Genomic DNA, 14695 nt, shown 5'->3' with positions numbered 1-14695 from the left:
TCGATCCTAAGTCGAAAACCTCGAATACGGCAATTCCGGTAGAACCCGCCGGGATGACACCCTCGAAGGAGCTAGGCCATGACCACGACCGAGTGGGCGGGAGCCGCCACCATCGTCGACGGCCCCGGCGGATACACGGGCGTCGAGGCGACGCCGGAGTGGGCCGAGGAGGTCCGCCGGTTGGCCCGTGAGCGCAACGCCACGCTGCTCGCGCACAACTACCAGCTTCCCGCGATCCAGGACGTCGCCGACCACGTCGGCGACTCGCTCGCGCTCTCGCGTATCGCCGCCGAGGCCGAGGAGGACACCATCGTCTTCTGCGGCGTGCACTTCATGGCCGAGACCGCGAAGATCCTCAGCCCGAACAAGACGGTGCTCATCCCCGACGAGCGCGCCGGCTGCTCGCTCGCCGACTCGATCACCGCCGACCAGCTGCGCGAGTGGAAGGCCGACCACCCCGACGCCGTGGTGGTCTCGTACGTCAACACCACCGCCGAGGTCAAAGGCCTGACCGACATCTGCTGCACGTCCTCGAACGCCGTCGACGTCGTCGCGTCCATCGACCCCGACCGCGAGGTGCTGTTCCTGCCCGACCAGTTCCTCGGCGCCCATGTCAAGCGCGTCACCGGTCGCGAGAACATGCACATCTGGGCCGGGGAGTGCCACGTGCACGCCGGCATCAACGGCGACGAGCTCGCCGCGCAGGCCAAGGCGCACCCCGACGCCGACCTGTTCGTCCACCCCGAGTGCGGTTGCGCCACCTCGGCGCTGTATCTCGCCGGGGAGGGCTTCGTGCCCGACGACAAGGTCAGAATCCTGTCCACCGGCGGGATGATCGACGCCGCCCGGGAGACCGGCGCGAAGCAGGTCCTCGTCGCCACCGAGGTCGGCATGCTGCACCAGCTCCGCAAGGCCGCGCCCGGCATCGACTTCCAGGCGGTCAACGACCGGGCGTCGTGCCCCTACATGAAGATGATCACGCCCGCCGCGCTGCTGCGCTGCCTGCAGGAGGGACGCGACGAGGTCCACGTCGCAGCCGACGTCGCCGAGCGGGCCCGCCTGTCGGTGCAGCGCATGATCGCCATCGGCAACCCGGGCAGCGGCGAGTGACCACCGCCATCACGGTCGCGTGGGAGGACCACGCCGACCTGGTGGTCGTCGGGGGTGGCGTCGCCGGTCTCACGGCCGCGCGCGCCGCCTCCCGGCGCGGCGCGCGGGTGCTCACGGTGAGCAAAGGGGGCCCCACCGACACGGCCACCCAGTACGCCCAGGGCGGTATCGCCGTGGTGGCGCCGGTGGGCGACAGCGTCGACGCCCACGTCGCCGACACCCTCGCGGCGGGCGGGGGACTGTGCGACGAGGACGCGGTGCGCTCGATCGTCACCGCCGGCCCCGATGCCGTCACCGCTCTGCGCGATCTCGGCGCGGTGTTCGACACCGCCGGAGACGGCGACATCGCCCGCACCCGCGAGGGTGGGCACAGCACCCGCCGCATCATTCACGCCGGTGGCGACGCGACCGGCGCCGAAGTTCAGCGCGCCCTCGGCGAGGCGGGCTTGCCCGTCCTGTTCGGCGCCGCTGCCGCCCGGGTCCTCACCGACGCGCGGGGTGTCACCGGACTGCTCGTCCTCGACGAGCGCGGGTACGGCGTCGTCCACGCCCCGGCCGTGTTGCTCGCGACCGGTGGCCTCGGGCAGCTGTACGCGTGCAGCACGAATCCGCCCGGCGCCACGGCCGACGGCATCGCGCTGGCCCTGGCCGCCGGCGCCGGTGTCGCCGACCTCGAATTCGTCCAGTTCCACCCGACCGTGCTGTTCGCGGAAGGCGGCACCGGACGTCGGCCGCTCATCAGCGAAGCAGTGCGCGGGGAGGGAGCACGATTGGTCGACTCCCGCGGCCGATCGATCACCGAGGGTGTGCATCCGCTCGGCGACCTCGCACCCCGCGACGTCGTCTCGCGGGCCATCGCCGAGCGACTCACTGCACTCGGTGAGGATCACGTGTACCTCGACGCCCGTCACCTCGACGGCTTTGCCACGCGTTTTCCGACCATCACGGCGATGTGTGCCGACGCCGGTCTCGATCCGGCCCGTGATCTGCTGCCGGTCGCTCCCGCCGCGCACTATTCGTGCGGCGGTGTCGTCACCGATGTGCACGGCCGCACCCGCATTCCCGGTCTGTACGCGGCCGGTGAGGTGGCACGTACCGGCCTGCACGGCGCGAACCGGCTCGCCTCCAACAGCCTTCTCGAAGGGCTCGTCCTCGGCGAGCGCGCGGGGATGGCCGCGGCGATCGAACGGGCCGGAACGCGTGTCGAGACCGACGGCATTCCCGCCGTCGCCCCGCCCGTCTGTGATCGGACGGTGCTGCAGCAGCTCATGACCCGGCACGCGCTGGTCGTGCGCGACGCGAACGGACTGGCCGCTGCCGCAGTCGAACTCGACAGGATGAGCGTCGCTGCAAGCTGTACCGACGCCGATCGGCTCGAGGACTCGGCCCTCACCGTCACCGCGCGGGCCCTGCTGCTCGCGGCGCAGCGCCGCACCGAATCGCGGGGATGCCACACCCGCAGCGACCGTCCGGACACCGACCCGACGCAGGCACGCAGCCTCGAACTGCGCATCGACGATGACGGCGAGTTGTCCTTCACCACACCGGAACTGACAGGAGTCAACTGAGATGACCACCGCCCTGCCCGACGGACTCGACCTCGCCGAGACCCGCGAGCTGGTCCGGAAGGCGCTCGACGAGGACCTGCGCTACGGACCGGACGTCACCACCGACGCCACCGTGCCCGCCGACGCTGTCGCCACCGCCTCGGTGGTCGCGCGGCAGGCCGGCACCCTCGCCGGTCTGGACGTCGGTCTGCTCGTCCTCGACGAGGTCATCGGTGCCGATCATTACGGCGTGCTCGATCGCAGGTCCGACGGGGAGCGGGTGCTGCCCGGCGATTCGGTCCTGACCGTCGAGGCGCCGACCCGCGGCCTGCTCACCGCCGAGCGCACGATGCTCAATCTCCTGTGTCACCTGTCGGGCATCGCGACGGCGACCTCGCACTGGGTCGATGCGGTGACGGGCACCGAGGCGAAGATCCGCGACAGCCGCAAGACACTGCCGGGAATGCGCGCGCTGCAGAAGTACGCCGTGCGGAGGGGTGGCGGCGTCAACCACCGCATGGGGCTCGGCGACGAGGCGCTGATCAAGGACAACCATGTCGCGGCGGCCGGTTCGGTGGTCGCGGCGCTGCGAGCCGTCCGCGAGCATGCCCCCGACATCGCGTGCGAGGTGGAGGTCGACACCCTCGAACAGTTCGACGAGGTGCTCGCCGAGAACGTCGAGTTGATCCTGCTCGACAACTTCCCGCTGTGGCAGACGCAGATCGCGGTGCAGCGGCGCAACACCCACGCGCCGCAGACACGACTCGAATCCTCCGGCGGCCTGTCCCTCGACGTCGCCGCGGACTACGCGCGCACGGGCGTCGACTTCCTCGCGGTGGGTGCGCTCACCCACTCTGTGACCGTCCTGGACTTCGGCCTCGACATGTGAGCGTGCAGGTCGCAGGTCGCGGCACGGATGAATCGGATGCGCCACCGGAACATCCGTCGGTGAGACGGTCCCCGCACGTGCGCTTTCTGGGGTAGAACTGACAGCACATCGACGTGCCGGTACCGGTCACGTAGGGGCGGTGCTCCGGTTGTCGCCGGTGCCGGGTGGGGGAGGAAGACAGAACACGATGCGGTTACCGATGTCACCGACCGACTCGATGTTCCTGCTCGGCGAGTCGCGCGACCACCCGATGCATGTCGGCGGTCTCCTGCTGTTCCAGCCGCCGGAGGGCAAGGACGCGAGTGACCTGAAGTCGATGTTCGCCGAGGCGCTCGCCCGGGAGGAACCCGCCGGGCCGCTGTGGCGCAAGCGGCCCACCCGCTCGCTGTTCACCCTCGGGCAATGGGCCTGGGAGGACGATCCGCGTTTCTCGATCGACTACCACGTCCGGTTCAACGCGCTGCCGTCCCCGGGCACGATGGACGATCTGTGGGAACTCGTCTCCCGTCTGCACGCCTCGCTGCTCGACCGCACGCGCCCACTGTGGGAGATGCATCTGATCGAAGGGCTGGCAGACGGTCGCTACGCCCTGTACGTGAAGATCCACCACGCGCTCGCCGACGGGGTGGGGGCCATGCGTCTGATGCGCCGCGCGCTCAGCACCGACCCGGAACGCACCGACATGCCGGCGCCGTGGGCGGTCGACGACGCCCGGTCGCCGAGCCGCTCGGCGATGGGCACCGCGATCGGGTTCCCCGGTGCGGTCGTCCGTGCGGCGACCGGCGTGGTGAACGACGCGGTGAACGTCGTGTCCGAGGCGGTCGCTCTGGTTCCGGCGCTCGTCGGCACCGTCGACCGGGCACTGCACAATCGCGGGGGTTCGTTGTCGCTGGGCGCTCCGAACACCATCCTCAACCGTCAGATCTCCGGATCGCGCAGGTTCGCGGCCCGGTCGTGGCCGATCGAACGCCTGCGCATGGTGGCCAAGGCGGCCGACGCGACACTCAACGACGTCGTCCTGGAACTGTCGGGTGGGGCTCTACGGGCGTTCCTCACCGAACACGATGCGCTGCCGGACGATTCGCTGGTTGCCATGGTTCCGGTGTCGTTGCGCCAGAGCACGAACTCGTCGGGCAACGAGATCGGCATCCTCATGTGCACGCTCGGCACGCAGTGCGCCGACCCGGTGGAACGGCTTGCGCGCGTGCGGGGTTCGATGATCGAGGGCAAGCATGCGATGAATTCGATGTCGAAGCTCGGTCGTCTCGCGACGAGCGCGGTGGGCGTGGCACCCCTTGCGGTGGGGGTGCTCACCGGTAACCGGGCGCTCCCACGGCCGCCGTTCAACGTGATCGTCTCGAACGTGCCGGGACCCGATTCGCCGCTGTACTGGAACGGTGCGCGCGTCGACGCGTTGTATCCGCTGTCGGTGCCCGTCGACGGACAGGCGCTGAACATCACGTGCACGAGTACCGACGACGAGATCGCCTTCGGGCTGACGGCGTGCGGCCGCACGGTGCCGGACCTTGCCCGGCTGCTCGATCACCTCGACGACGAACTCGGCGCCCTGGAATCCGCTCTCGGAGTCCGGGTGGAGGTCGACGACGAGGGGAGCGGGGAGGGAGACGCCGGGAACGACTGACCGTGCCGTTTCGAGAATCGGCGCGCCGCATCGCCGAACGGCCCGGGATGAGTCAGGACGTCGCCGCCACACGGCGGGCGTGCGGCGTCCACACTTCGGTGAGGGTGCGGCGGCCGATGAACAGCCCGATGTGACCGGCGTCGGCGACGGTGCTGGTGATCCTCTGCGGCGGGGTCGATACGTACTCCGCGAGCGTGGTGACCTGCCGGGGAGTCGCGATCGGGTCGGCGGAGCCGGCGATCAGATGGACCGGGCAGTCGACGGCCGCGAGATCGACGACGCGTCCTTCGGCCTTCAGGCTGCCGGCGACGAGTTCGTTGCCCACGAACAGGTGGCGCATTATCCACGCGCGGAAGGCCGAAGGGATCTCCTGCTTCCACGTGAACCAGTGCCGTTCGGCCTCCCAGCGCGCCACTTCGTCGGGATCGTGGAGCAGGGCGAGCAGCGTCATCGCTCGTTCGATCTCACCGATCGGATCGGTGGTCGGCACTCCGACGGTCCGAGCCGCCCCGTACCAGAAGTCGATCGTTGTGGCCGCGGCACCGTGGGGCGCGCGGGCCAGCACCGACAACGCCGGCTGGTCGACGTGGAAGTCGATGGGTGCTCCCGCCACGGTCAGCGAGTGCACGCGCTCGGGATGCAATGCCGCGTAGACCGTGCCGAGCCACCCGCCCTGACTGTCGCCGATCAGGTTCACCCGGTCACCGAGATGGTCGACGGCCTCGGCGACGACCGCCAGGTGCTCGTCGATCGAGCAGCCGTCCGTCGCGAGGGTCGCGGGCGCCCAGTCGAGACAGTGCAGGCGGGTCAGGCCACCGGCTCGGAGGGCTTCGACCTGACTGCGGTCGGCGGAATGGTCGACGATGCACGAATGGGTGCCCGCCTGCGGCGGCAACAGCAGCGTCGGGATCTCGTCGCGTGCGGGGTCGGAGGTGCTGCAATCACGCAGGCCTCCGAGGGGCCACCGGCGCACGACCGGCCAGTCCGTGGTCCAGCGCGGCGGCGTGGCCGATGTCAGGGCGCGGCTGTACCGGTTCGCGTCGGAGATCAGCGTGCACGGCGTGGCGCCGCGTCGTACGAGGCCGGCGAGATAGCCGCTCCAGCCGGCGATCGCCGCGGTCCCGAGACGAAACGGGGCCGCGGCGATCCGGGCTGGTGTCAGGGTCAGCATGCACTGCACCGGAGAACGTCCGCTGATGCGGTGTTCGGTATCGACTGCATCGAGTGAGTCGACGATTACTTCAGCAGGTCGCGAGCAGTGCTCGTGACGGTGGTGGTGAGCTCGCGAGCGAAGGAGACCTGCGCCTTGGCGAGATCGGCGACCCACTCGACGGGGGTGGCGTCGGCGACCTTCTCCTGCAGATCCAGGAGGCTCGAGACGGCCTTCTCGTAGGTGTCGACACCGAGGTTTCCGCTCTGCTTCGCGGCGTCGACGAACTTCGCGTTGAACTCCTGGAAGCGCTCGGTGGCCTCGTCGACGGTCTTGGTGAACTCGGTCGCGGCCTTGTCGGCAACCGCAGCGGCCGTCGAGGTCAGCTTCTCGGCCGACTGCTGGGCCGTTGCGGTGGCCTCGGCGGCGGCCTTCGTGGCGGCTTCGGTCGCCTTGGCCGTGGCATCGGTGGCCTTGGCGGCGGTGGTCTTGGTCGGTGCGGTCATGGTGTGTACCTTCCGTGGGCGCTCGTGACAGGAGCGGGGCTTCCCCTGTGGGGGTGCGCTCGGATCAGCGCTGTTAGCAGGTTAGCAATATGATAGCTAACGCGCAACGTCACTCGAAGACATAGGTTCCCGGGGCATCGCACCGCGGCGGATGCTGCGCGCTGCCCATCGCCGGGGGAGCGACCAGCTCACCGGCGCGCTTCGTCGACCATGCGGTCCAGTCCTCCCACCACGACCCGGCGGTGCGAGTGGCCTTCTCCGACCACGCCTTCGGGTCCTCGGGCAGCGTCGGCAGCTTCTCGCCGTCGGGCGCGCCGACGGCCTCGAACCAGGCCTTCGGGTTGGGGGGATTGACCGCGCCGGCCACATGGCCGCCGCTGGTCAGGACGTACCGGACCGACCCGCCGAGCAGGCCCGTGGCCTTATACGATGACGTCCACGGCACGATGTGGTCGTTGATCGCGCCCACCACATAGGTGTCGCACGTGATGTCCGACAGGTCGAGGACCTCGCCGTCGAGCTCGTACACGCCGCGCGCGAGCTCGTTGCGGCCGTACAGCGACCGCAGGTAGTGCGAGTGCATCTTCGCCGGCATGCGGGTGCTGTCCTCGTTCCACGCGAGGATGTCGAAGGCGGCGGGCTTCTCGCCCTTCATCCACCGCGACACCCAGTAGTTGAAGATCAGATCGCGCGCGCGGATCATGTCGAAGCTGCCGGCCATCTCGTTGCCGGAGAGGAAGCCCTGCTTGCTCATCCGGAACTCGACGCGGTCGAGTGTGGCCGGGTCGGTCAGCAGTGCCAGCTCGCCGACCTCGCTGTAGTCCAGGAGTGTGTTGAGCATCGTGAACGCGCTGATCCGCTTGTCGCCCAGCCTGCCCATGCGGGCCGCGGCCATCGCCGCCATCGCGCCGCCCAGGCAGATCGACAGCACCTCGATACGCGAGGATCCGGTGATCTCCTCGACGGCGTCGAGAGCCGCCGCGACACCCTGCCGGTAGTAGTCGTCCATCGTGATCTCGTGCATCGACTCGTCCGGGTTGCGGTACGAGATCGCGAACACGGTGCGGTTGTGCTGCACGGCCCACTCGATGAGGCTGCGCTGCGGCGCGAGATCGAGGATGTAGTACTTGTTGATCCACGGTGGCGCCGCCAGGATCGGGATCTCGTGCACCTCACCGGTCTGGGGGGCGTACTGGATGACCTCGATGAGGTCGTTGCGGAAGACGACCTTGCCGGGGGTCGCGGCCATGTTCTCGCCGAGGGTGAACGCCTCGCGGTCGACCTTGAGCGGCAGGCCCTTCCGGTGCACGACATCCTCGATGGCGTACTTCGCGCCGCGGAACAGGCTTGCGCCACCGGTGTCGAGCGCGCGCACGAGCACACCCGGGTTGATGAGGAAGTTCGAGGGGGCGAGTGCGTCGAACATCAAGTTCGCGAACTGGCGGGCCTTGCCGTCCTGCACGGGATCGCCCGAGCCGGCGTCGGCGAGATCCTCGACGTACTCGCGGGTGGCGAGATAGCTCTGCAGCAGCGAGAAGTAGGCCGGGTTCTCCTTCCAGGCGGCATCGGAGAACCGGCGGTCCTTCGAATCCAGCGGCATCGGGGGCTGCGGATCGGCGGCGTTCCACACGCGTGTCGCCGCTGCCGGGATGTTCGCCAGGCGGGTGGCGTACTCCGTGGTCGCGCCGGCCACGGCCCGCGGATTCTTCACTGCACGGCCGGCGACGGATGCGACGGCCGGTCCCCACCCGATCGGGTCGAGGGAGGAGGTGAGCTTCTTCTGCAGATGGTTGAGCACCGAGCAACTCCAGAACTGGGTGAATGGTCCGGAGCCGATGGTGACGTCGCCGAGAAAGGTGCGCATCTTACCCCCAGGTACGTGCTACCTGCATGTTCGTCGATGAGGCGACGAAATCGGGCTGACCTCGGACGCTGGGTGGCGCACGAACGCACTCGGTACCGATTGTGAGAATGCTCACTTCTCGTCGGGTTCGCGTCCTCCACCACGCCGACGGCGCGCGACGGTGACCTCGCGGAACGCCTCGTACATCTCCTCGAGCGAACGCCGTTGGGGATTGGTCAGGTCGGGATCCTCGCGGATCGCCCGCAGGACCGCGGACTCCGCTCCGTCGTCGGCCTGCGCGTGGGTCGCGAGGGTGTCCGCTGACAGGTGCAACTGTTCGGCGATCGCTTGCAGCACACGCTCGCTCGGCGCCCGCAGGTTCCGCTCGATCTGCGACAGGTACGGATTCGAAATGCCCACCATCGCCGCGAGTTGACGCATGGGCAGTTCTGCGAGCTCACGCTGGCGGCGGATCAATTCGCCCAACGTGCTCGGGCGCGACTCGTCCTCGTCCATGCCGTCAGCATAAGCACGGTGATCTGTGTCGAGAGCATCCTCACGCGGGCGCGACTTCGAACGTCACCACTCGATGCGAGATAGTAGAAGGTGACCCCTGTTCGACGAGAGAGGACACCTCATGCTTGCCCGCACCGACCTGCGCGGTCGTACTCCCACCACTGCGGAGCTCAGGGGCGCACTGCCCCGCGGCGGAGTGGATGTGGACGCGGTGCTCCATCAGGTCCGTCCCGTCGTCGACGACATACGCGATCGCGGCGCCGAGGCCGCGCTCGACTACTGCGAGAAGTTCGACGGGGTCCGCCCCGCCTCGGTACGTGTTCCCGCCGCGGAACTCGGCCGCGCGCTGGCCGAACTCGCCCCCGCCGTCCGTGCCGCTCTCGAGGAGGCCATCGCGCGCACGCGCGTCGTGCACGCGGCCCAGCGCCGCACCGACGTCACCACCGAGGTCGTCCCCGGCGGTACCGTCACCGAACGCTGGGTGCCGGTCGAACGCGTCGGCCTCTACGTGCCGGGTGGCAACGCGGTCTACCCGTCGTCGGTCGTGATGAACGTCGTGCCGGCGCAGGCCGCCGGCGTCGAATCGCTCGTCATCGCCTCGCCGCCGCAGAAGAACTTCGGCGGACTGCCGCACCCGACGATCCTCGCCGCCGCGGCCCTGCTCGGCGTCGAGGAGGTGTGGGCCGTCGGCGGCGCACAGGGTGTCGCACTACTGTCCTACGGCGGCACCGACACCGACGGCGCCGAACTCGCCCCGGTCGACATGATCACCGGCCCCGGCAACATCTACGTCACCGCCGCCAAGCGGCTGTGCCGCGCGGTCGTCGGCATCGACGCCGAGGCCGGTCCCACCGAGATCGCGATCCTCGCCGACCACACCGCCGACGCGGTGCACGTCGCCGCCGACCTGATCAGTCAGGCCGAGCACGACGTCATGGCCGCCTCGGTGCTCGTCACCACCAGGACCGACCTCGCCGACGCCGTCGATACCGCGCTCGCCGCGCAGCTCGAGCTCACCGAGCACCGTGAGCGCGTCACCACCGCGCTGTCCGGCAGCCAGTCCGGCATCGTCCTCGTCGACGACATCGAGCAGGGCCTGAAGGTCGTCAACGCCTACGCCGCCGAGCACCTCGAGATCCAGACCGAGAACGCCTCCGAGGTCGCCGCGCGTGTCCGGTCGGCGGGCGCGATCTTCGTCGGGCCGTGGGCGCCGGTCTCCCTCGGCGACTACTGCGCCGGATCGAACCACGTGCTGCCCACCGCCGGCTGCGCCCGGCACTCGTCGGGCCTGAGCGTGCAGACCTTCCTGCGCGGCATCCACGTCGTCGAGTACACCGAGGCGGCCCTGAAGGACGTCTCCGGTCACGTCATCACCCTCGCGAACGCCGAGGACCTGCCCGCCCACGGTGAAGCCGTCCGTCTGCGATTCGAGGCGCTGAAGTGACCCAGATCCCCGGCTCCCGCATCACCCTCGCCGACCTGCCGTTGCGCGAGAATCTGCGCGGCAAGTCGCCCTACGGTGCACCGCAGCTGACGGTGCCCGTCCAGCTCAACACCAACGAGAACCCGCACCCGCCCACGCAGGCGCTCGTCGACGACGTCGCCGAGGCCGTGCGTGAGGCGGCGACGCAGCTGCACCGCTATCCCGACCGCGACGCGGTCGCGCTGCGCACCGACCTCGCCGCTTATCTGACGAAGGCGTCCGGTGTTCCCCTCGGCGTCGAGAACGTCTGGGCCGCGAACGGTTCCAACGAGATCCTGCAGCAGCTCCTGCAGGCCTTCGGTGGCCCCGGGCGCACGTCGATGGGCTTCGTGCCGTCGTACTCGATGCACCCGATCATCGCCGACGGCACCCAGACCGAGTGGCTGGCCACCTACCGGCGCGACGACTTCACCCTCGACGTCGACGCATCCGCCGCCGCCGTGCGCGAGCGGCGGCCCGACGTCGTCTTCGTCACCAGCCCCAACAACCCGACGGGACACAGCATCCCGCTCGACCAGTTGCGGGTGATCCTCGACGCCGCCCCCGGCATCGTGATCGTCGACGAGGCGTACGTCGAGTTCTCCTCGCAGCCGAGCGCTCTGTCGCTGATCGACGAGTACCCGACGAAGATCGTCGTCTCGCGGACGATGAGCAAGGCGTTCGCCTTCGCCGGTGGACGGCTCGGCTATCTCGCCGCAGCCCCCGCGATGATCGACGCGCTGCTGCTCGTGCGCCTGCCCTACCACCTGTCGGTCATCACCCAGGCCGCCGCGCGTGCGGCCCTGCGGCACGCCGCCGAAACTCTCGCGTCGGTTGCGGAACTGGCCGCCCAGCGCGACCGCGTCGCCGCCGAACTCGCCCGGTTCGGCTACGACGTGATCCCCTCCGACGCCAACTTCATCCTGTTCGGCCGCTTCGCGGACGCCCCTGCCACCTGGCAGCGGTATCTCGACGAGGGTGTACTCATCCGCGACGTCGGGATCCCCGGCTACCTGCGCACCACGATCGGCCTGACCCACGAGAACGACGAGTTGCTGCGAGTGAGCGAGAAGCTCGCGGCCACGGAAATCGAGGAAACCCGATGAGCGACCGCATCGCGCGCGTCGAACGCACCACCAAGGAATCGAGCATCACCGTCGAGATCGACCTCGACGGGACCGGCCGCACCGAGATCTCCACGGGGATCCCGTTCTACGACCACATGCTCACCGCGCTCGGCCAGCACGGTTCGTTCGATCTCACCGTGCAGGCGCAGGGCGACATCGAGATCGAGGCCCACCACACCGTCGAGGACACCGCCATCGTCCTCGGCCAGGCCTTCGGTCAGTCCCTCGGCGACAAGCGCGGCATCCGGCGCTTCGGCGACTGCTTCATCCCGATGGACGAGACCCTCGCGCACGCGTCGGTCGACGTCTCCGGCCGTCCCTACTGCGTGTTCACCGGTGAACCCGACTACATGGTGCACTCGGTGATCGGGGGATATCCCGGCGTGCCCTACTCGACGGTGATCAACCGGCACGTGTTCGAGTCGTTCGCCTTCCACGCCCGCATCGCCCTGCACGTGCGGGTGCTCTACGGCCGCGACCCGCACCACATCACCGAGGCCGAGTTCAAAGCGGTCGCCCGCGCGCTGCGCGAGGCCGTCGAACCCGACCCGCGTGTGACCGGCATCCCGTCGACGAAGGGCAGTCTCTGACATATGGATGTCGTCCTCACCTACCTGTGCTTCATCGTGGCCGGATTCGCGGCAGGCGGAACGTGGTCGATGTGGAAGGCGCGCAACACGTTGTTCGCGGGTGTGCTGCTGGCTCTGACCGTGCTGGCCGCCGCCGCGGGCGTCTTCCGGCTGCTCTGACGTGGCGGAACAACAAGGACTGTTCACCGTTCGTGGTCTGATCCCGGCGTGGTCGACGTCCGCTGCGGCCTTCGGCGGCTTCTCGCTGCTGCTGCCGGTCGTGCCGTGGGCGATCGCCGAGGCCGGCGGCGGCGACATGCTCGCCGGGTCGGTGACGGCGGTGTTCATGTTCACCACCGTCTTCACCCAGCTCGCGATGCCGCGACTGTTGCGCGCGTTCGGTCACCGCGCGACGCTCGTGGCCGGCTGCCTGTTCCTAGGGCCGCCGTCGCTGTTGTTCCTCGTGTCGATGGCCCCGGCGGCCGTGCTCGGGATCTCCGCGCTGCGCGGTATCGGCTTCGGCATGATCACCGTGGCGGCGGCCGCCCTCGTCGGCGAACTCGCGCCGCCGCGATTGCTCGGCCGGGCCACCGGCATGCTCGGCATCGCCATCGCCGCGTCCCAGACGATCGGCCTGCCCGCCGGGCTGGCGATCGCCGAGCGGTTCTCCACCACGCCGGTGTTCGTGCTCGGCGCGATCATCTCGTCCGCCGGTCTGCTCGCCGCGATCCGTCTGCCACGGCTGACCGCGAAACAATCCCGGACGGCGCGACGAGTGCCTCCGGTCGTGCTGTTGTTCCCGCTGGTCGCGGTCGGCGCGGGTGCGATCGCCTACGGCGGTCTCACCTCGCTGTTGCGCATCGCGGTCGCTGGCCTGCCCGTCGCGGCAGCGTTGGCCGTACTCAGCGCGTCCTCGCTGATCGGGCGGTACGCGGCAGGTTCCGTCGCGGACCGGGTCGGCGCCGGCAAGTTGCTGCCCGTCGGTCTCGGCCTGGCGGGCCTGGCGATGATTCCCTTCGCGCTCGTCGCCGACGACCGCGGGGGAGCGGTGCTGCTGATCGTCGCCGCGATCGCCTTCGGATTCGGCTTCGGTGTCGTGCAGAACGAGGCGCTGCTCGTCGCGTTCCGTCGCGCCGGGGCCGGTAACACCGGCTCGGCGAGCGCCGCCTGGAACATCGGCTTCGACGCCGGCACCGGCGCCGGTTCGTTCGCCCTCGGCGCGGTGGCAGCCGCGGCCGGATATCCCGCGGCGTTCGCCGCGGCCGCGGTCCTGGTCCCGGCCCTGCCGCTGCTGGCCCGACTGGCCGGGCCGTCGGAACGTCCCCGTCCCACCACCTAGAATCGACATCATGAGCGCAACCACGGTCGCCGTCCTCGACTACGGCTCGGGCAATCTCCACTCCGCCACGCGGGCAGTCGCCCGTACCGGCGTGCATGTGGAGGTCACCGCCGACCCGAAGATCGCGCTCGCCGCCGACGGCCTCGTCGTCCCCGGCGTCGGTGCCTTCGACGCGTGCATGAAGGGCCTGCGCAGCGTCGGTGGAGACAAGATCATCGGCACCCGCCTCGCCGGCGGACGCCCCGTGCTCGGCATCTGCGTCGGCATGCAGATCCTGTTCGAACGCGGCGTCGAGCACGGCATCGAGACCGAGGGCTGCGGCGAGTGGCCCGGTACGGTCGAGCGCTTGGACGCACCGGTGCTGCCGCACATGGGCTGGAACACCGTCGAGGCGCCCGCCGACTCGGTGCTCTTCGCCGGCATGGACGCCGACACCCGCTTCTACTTCGTCCACACCTACGCCGCCCGCAAGTGGGAACTCGACACTCCCGAGCGTCTCGCCCCGCCGAAGGTGACCTGGGCCGAGCACGGCAGCCGGTTCGTCGCCGCCGTCGAGAACGGTCCGCTCTCGGCCACCCAGTTCCACCCGGAGAAGTCCGGCGACGCCGGCGCACAGTTGCTGCAGAACTGGGTCAGCTCGTTGTGACCGGGCCGCGGCGCGGTCGGCCGGGCGGAGAGTTCTCCTTCGGCCGTCACGCGCTGATGTCTGTCGGCACAGCGACCGTCGTCCTGCTCGTCACCGCGATCGTCGTGGTGGCGGTCCGGCCCACGCCGGTCGTCGGTCTCGTCATCGCACTCGTCGGCATCGTGGCGGCCGTCGTTGCGATGGGTGTCGTGTCGACGCGGTCGGCCCGCCGCGCCTTCGGTCCCGCCGAGGACGACCGTCCCGGAACCTGACGCGCCGAACCGGATTTCGCCCGGCGTGTTGCGGTAGCGAAGCCCGGTTGGGCGCGCGAGGGGCTTCGTAACGCAGCTGTGCGGACTCGAAATCGATC

The 14695-nt window shown here is 69.7% G+C and carries 15 protein-coding genes; 11 read left to right on the top strand and 4 right to left on the bottom strand.

Annotated features, from left to right (window positions below):
• The first annotated feature begins 78 nt into the window (after positions 1–78).
• The 4 genes from nadA to A5767_RS11765 all read left to right on the top strand — a co-directional run bounded on the left by nadA (position 79) and on the right by A5767_RS11765 (position 5188).
• The gene (gene nadA, locus A5767_RS11780; RefSeq protein WP_019289717.1) at positions 79–1110 is read left to right on the top strand and encodes a quinolinate synthase NadA; all 1032 of its coding nucleotides are present in this window, start codon (positions 79–81) and stop codon (positions 1108–1110) included.
• Positions 1107–2678 (top strand): L-aspartate oxidase, encoded by a 1572-nt coding sequence (locus A5767_RS11775; protein ID WP_039585209.1) that lies wholly within the window; start codon positions 1107–1109, stop codon positions 2676–2678. The genes nadA and A5767_RS11775 overlap by 4 nt, the downstream gene beginning before the upstream one ends.
• A gap of 1 nt (position 2679) precedes the next feature.
• The gene (gene nadC / locus A5767_RS11770) at positions 2680–3546 is read left to right on the top strand and encodes a carboxylating nicotinate-nucleotide diphosphorylase (protein WP_033097634.1); all 867 of its coding nucleotides are present in this window, start codon (positions 2680–2682) and stop codon (positions 3544–3546) included.
• A gap of 199 nt (positions 3547–3745) precedes the next feature.
• Positions 3746–5188: a WS/DGAT/MGAT family O-acyltransferase gene (locus A5767_RS11765; protein ID WP_039585210.1), complete on the top strand. Its 1443-nt coding sequence runs from the start codon at positions 3746–3748 to the stop codon at positions 5186–5188.
• Positions 5189–5240: 52 nt separating this feature from the next.
• Here A5767_RS11765 and A5767_RS11760 read toward each other — a convergent pair whose 3' ends face one another.
• From A5767_RS11760 to A5767_RS11745, 4 genes are all read right to left on the bottom strand, one after another.
• Positions 5241–6359: an alpha/beta fold hydrolase gene (locus A5767_RS11760; RefSeq protein WP_039585211.1), complete on the bottom strand. Its 1119-nt coding sequence runs from the start codon at positions 6357–6359 to the stop codon at positions 5241–5243.
• Positions 6360–6424: 65 nt separating this feature from the next.
• Positions 6425–6844 (bottom strand): hypothetical protein, encoded by a 420-nt coding sequence (locus tag A5767_RS11755; protein ID WP_006554079.1) that lies wholly within the window; start codon positions 6842–6844, stop codon positions 6425–6427.
• A gap of 109 nt (positions 6845–6953) precedes the next feature.
• On the bottom strand, positions 6954–8708 hold the full coding sequence (locus tag A5767_RS11750; protein ID WP_230826261.1) for a PHA/PHB synthase family protein: 1755 nt from the start codon (positions 8706–8708) through the stop codon (positions 6954–6956).
• A 111-nt stretch (positions 8709–8819) separates the two neighbouring features.
• Complete coding sequence (locus A5767_RS11745) at positions 8820–9203, bottom strand: helix-turn-helix domain-containing protein (protein ID WP_006554077.1); 384 nt, start codon at positions 9201–9203, stop codon at positions 8820–8822.
• 121 nt (positions 9204–9324) lie between these two features.
• Here A5767_RS11745 and hisD point away from each other — a divergent pair, with 121 nt between their 5' ends.
• The 7 genes from hisD to A5767_RS11715 are packed head-to-tail and all read left to right on the top strand — an operon-like array spanning position 9325 to position 14597.
• Positions 9325–10647 carry a histidinol dehydrogenase gene (hisD, locus tag A5767_RS11740; RefSeq protein WP_037216817.1) on the top strand — a complete coding sequence of 441 codons (1323 nt, stop codon included), beginning with the start codon at positions 9325–9327 and terminating at the stop codon, positions 10645–10647.
• Positions 10644–11771, top strand: coding sequence for a histidinol-phosphate transaminase (locus A5767_RS11735; RefSeq protein WP_006554075.1), 1128 nt, complete (start codon positions 10644–10646; stop codon positions 11769–11771). Before hisD ends, A5767_RS11735 begins: the two co-directional genes overlap by 4 nt.
• A complete protein-coding gene (hisB, locus tag A5767_RS11730; protein WP_064852372.1) occupies positions 11768–12382 on the top strand; it encodes an imidazoleglycerol-phosphate dehydratase HisB in 615 nt (204 codons plus the stop codon). Before A5767_RS11735 ends, hisB begins: the two co-directional genes overlap by 4 nt.
• Before the next feature lie 3 nt (positions 12383–12385).
• Positions 12386–12541, top strand: coding sequence for a hypothetical protein (locus tag A5767_RS23350; protein WP_016696019.1), 156 nt, complete (start codon positions 12386–12388; stop codon positions 12539–12541).
• A 1-nt stretch (position 12542) separates the two neighbouring features.
• Positions 12543–13700, top strand: coding sequence for an MFS transporter (locus tag A5767_RS11725; RefSeq protein ID WP_064852371.1), 1158 nt, complete (start codon positions 12543–12545; stop codon positions 13698–13700).
• A gap of 10 nt (positions 13701–13710) precedes the next feature.
• Positions 13711–14346 carry an imidazole glycerol phosphate synthase subunit HisH gene (gene hisH / locus A5767_RS11720; protein ID WP_006554072.1) on the top strand — a complete coding sequence of 212 codons (636 nt, stop codon included), beginning with the start codon at positions 13711–13713 and terminating at the stop codon, positions 14344–14346.
• 56 nt (positions 14347–14402) lie between these two features.
• Positions 14403–14597: a hypothetical protein gene (locus tag A5767_RS11715; protein WP_064852389.1), complete on the top strand. Its 195-nt coding sequence runs from the start codon at positions 14403–14405 to the stop codon at positions 14595–14597.
• Positions 14598–14695: the final 98 nt, after the last annotated feature.

It is taken from the genome of Rhodococcus sp. 852002-51564_SCH6189132-a, from assembly GCF_001665495.1.
GTDB lineage: Bacteria > Actinomycetota > Actinomycetes > Mycobacteriales > Mycobacteriaceae > Rhodococcus > Rhodococcus pyridinivorans.
Note: the sequence above shows the minus strand (reverse complement) of the source record. Positions and strands in the feature narration are given on the sequence as shown.

Bases quoted from the DNA above. Each gene is read 5' to 3' on its own strand.
- hisH (WP_006554072.1), top strand. From the start codon at position 13,711: ATGAGCGCAACCACGGTCGCCGTCCTCGACTACGGCTCGGGCAATCTC.
- A5767_RS11755 (WP_006554079.1), bottom strand. From the start codon at position 6,844: ATGACCGCACCGACCAAGACCACCGCCGCCAAGGCCACCGATGCCACG.
- A5767_RS11715 (WP_064852389.1), top strand. From the start codon at position 14,403: ATGTCTGTCGGCACAGCGACCGTCGTCCTGCTCGTCACCGCGATCGTC.
- nadC (WP_033097634.1), top strand. From the start codon at position 2,680: ATGACCACCGCCCTGCCCGACGGACTCGACCTCGCCGAGACCCGCGAG.
- hisD (WP_037216817.1), top strand. From the start codon at position 9,325: ATGCTTGCCCGCACCGACCTGCGCGGTCGTACTCCCACCACTGCGGAG.
- nadA (WP_019289717.1), top strand. From the start codon at position 79: ATGACCACGACCGAGTGGGCGGGAGCCGCCACCATCGTCGACGGCCCC.
- A5767_RS11745 (WP_006554077.1), bottom strand. From the start codon at position 9,203: ATGGACGAGGACGAGTCGCGCCCGAGCACGTTGGGCGAATTGATCCGC.
- A5767_RS11765 (WP_039585210.1), top strand. From the start codon at position 3,746: ATGTCACCGACCGACTCGATGTTCCTGCTCGGCGAGTCGCGCGACCAC.
- A5767_RS11760 (WP_039585211.1), bottom strand. From the start codon at position 6,359: ATGCTGACCCTGACACCAGCCCGGATCGCCGCGGCCCCGTTTCGTCTC.
- A5767_RS23350 (WP_016696019.1), top strand. From the start codon at position 12,386: ATGGATGTCGTCCTCACCTACCTGTGCTTCATCGTGGCCGGATTCGCG.
- A5767_RS11750 (WP_230826261.1), bottom strand. From the start codon at position 8,708: ATGCGCACCTTTCTCGGCGACGTCACCATCGGCTCCGGACCATTCACC.
- hisB (WP_064852372.1), top strand. From the start codon at position 11,768: ATGAGCGACCGCATCGCGCGCGTCGAACGCACCACCAAGGAATCGAGC.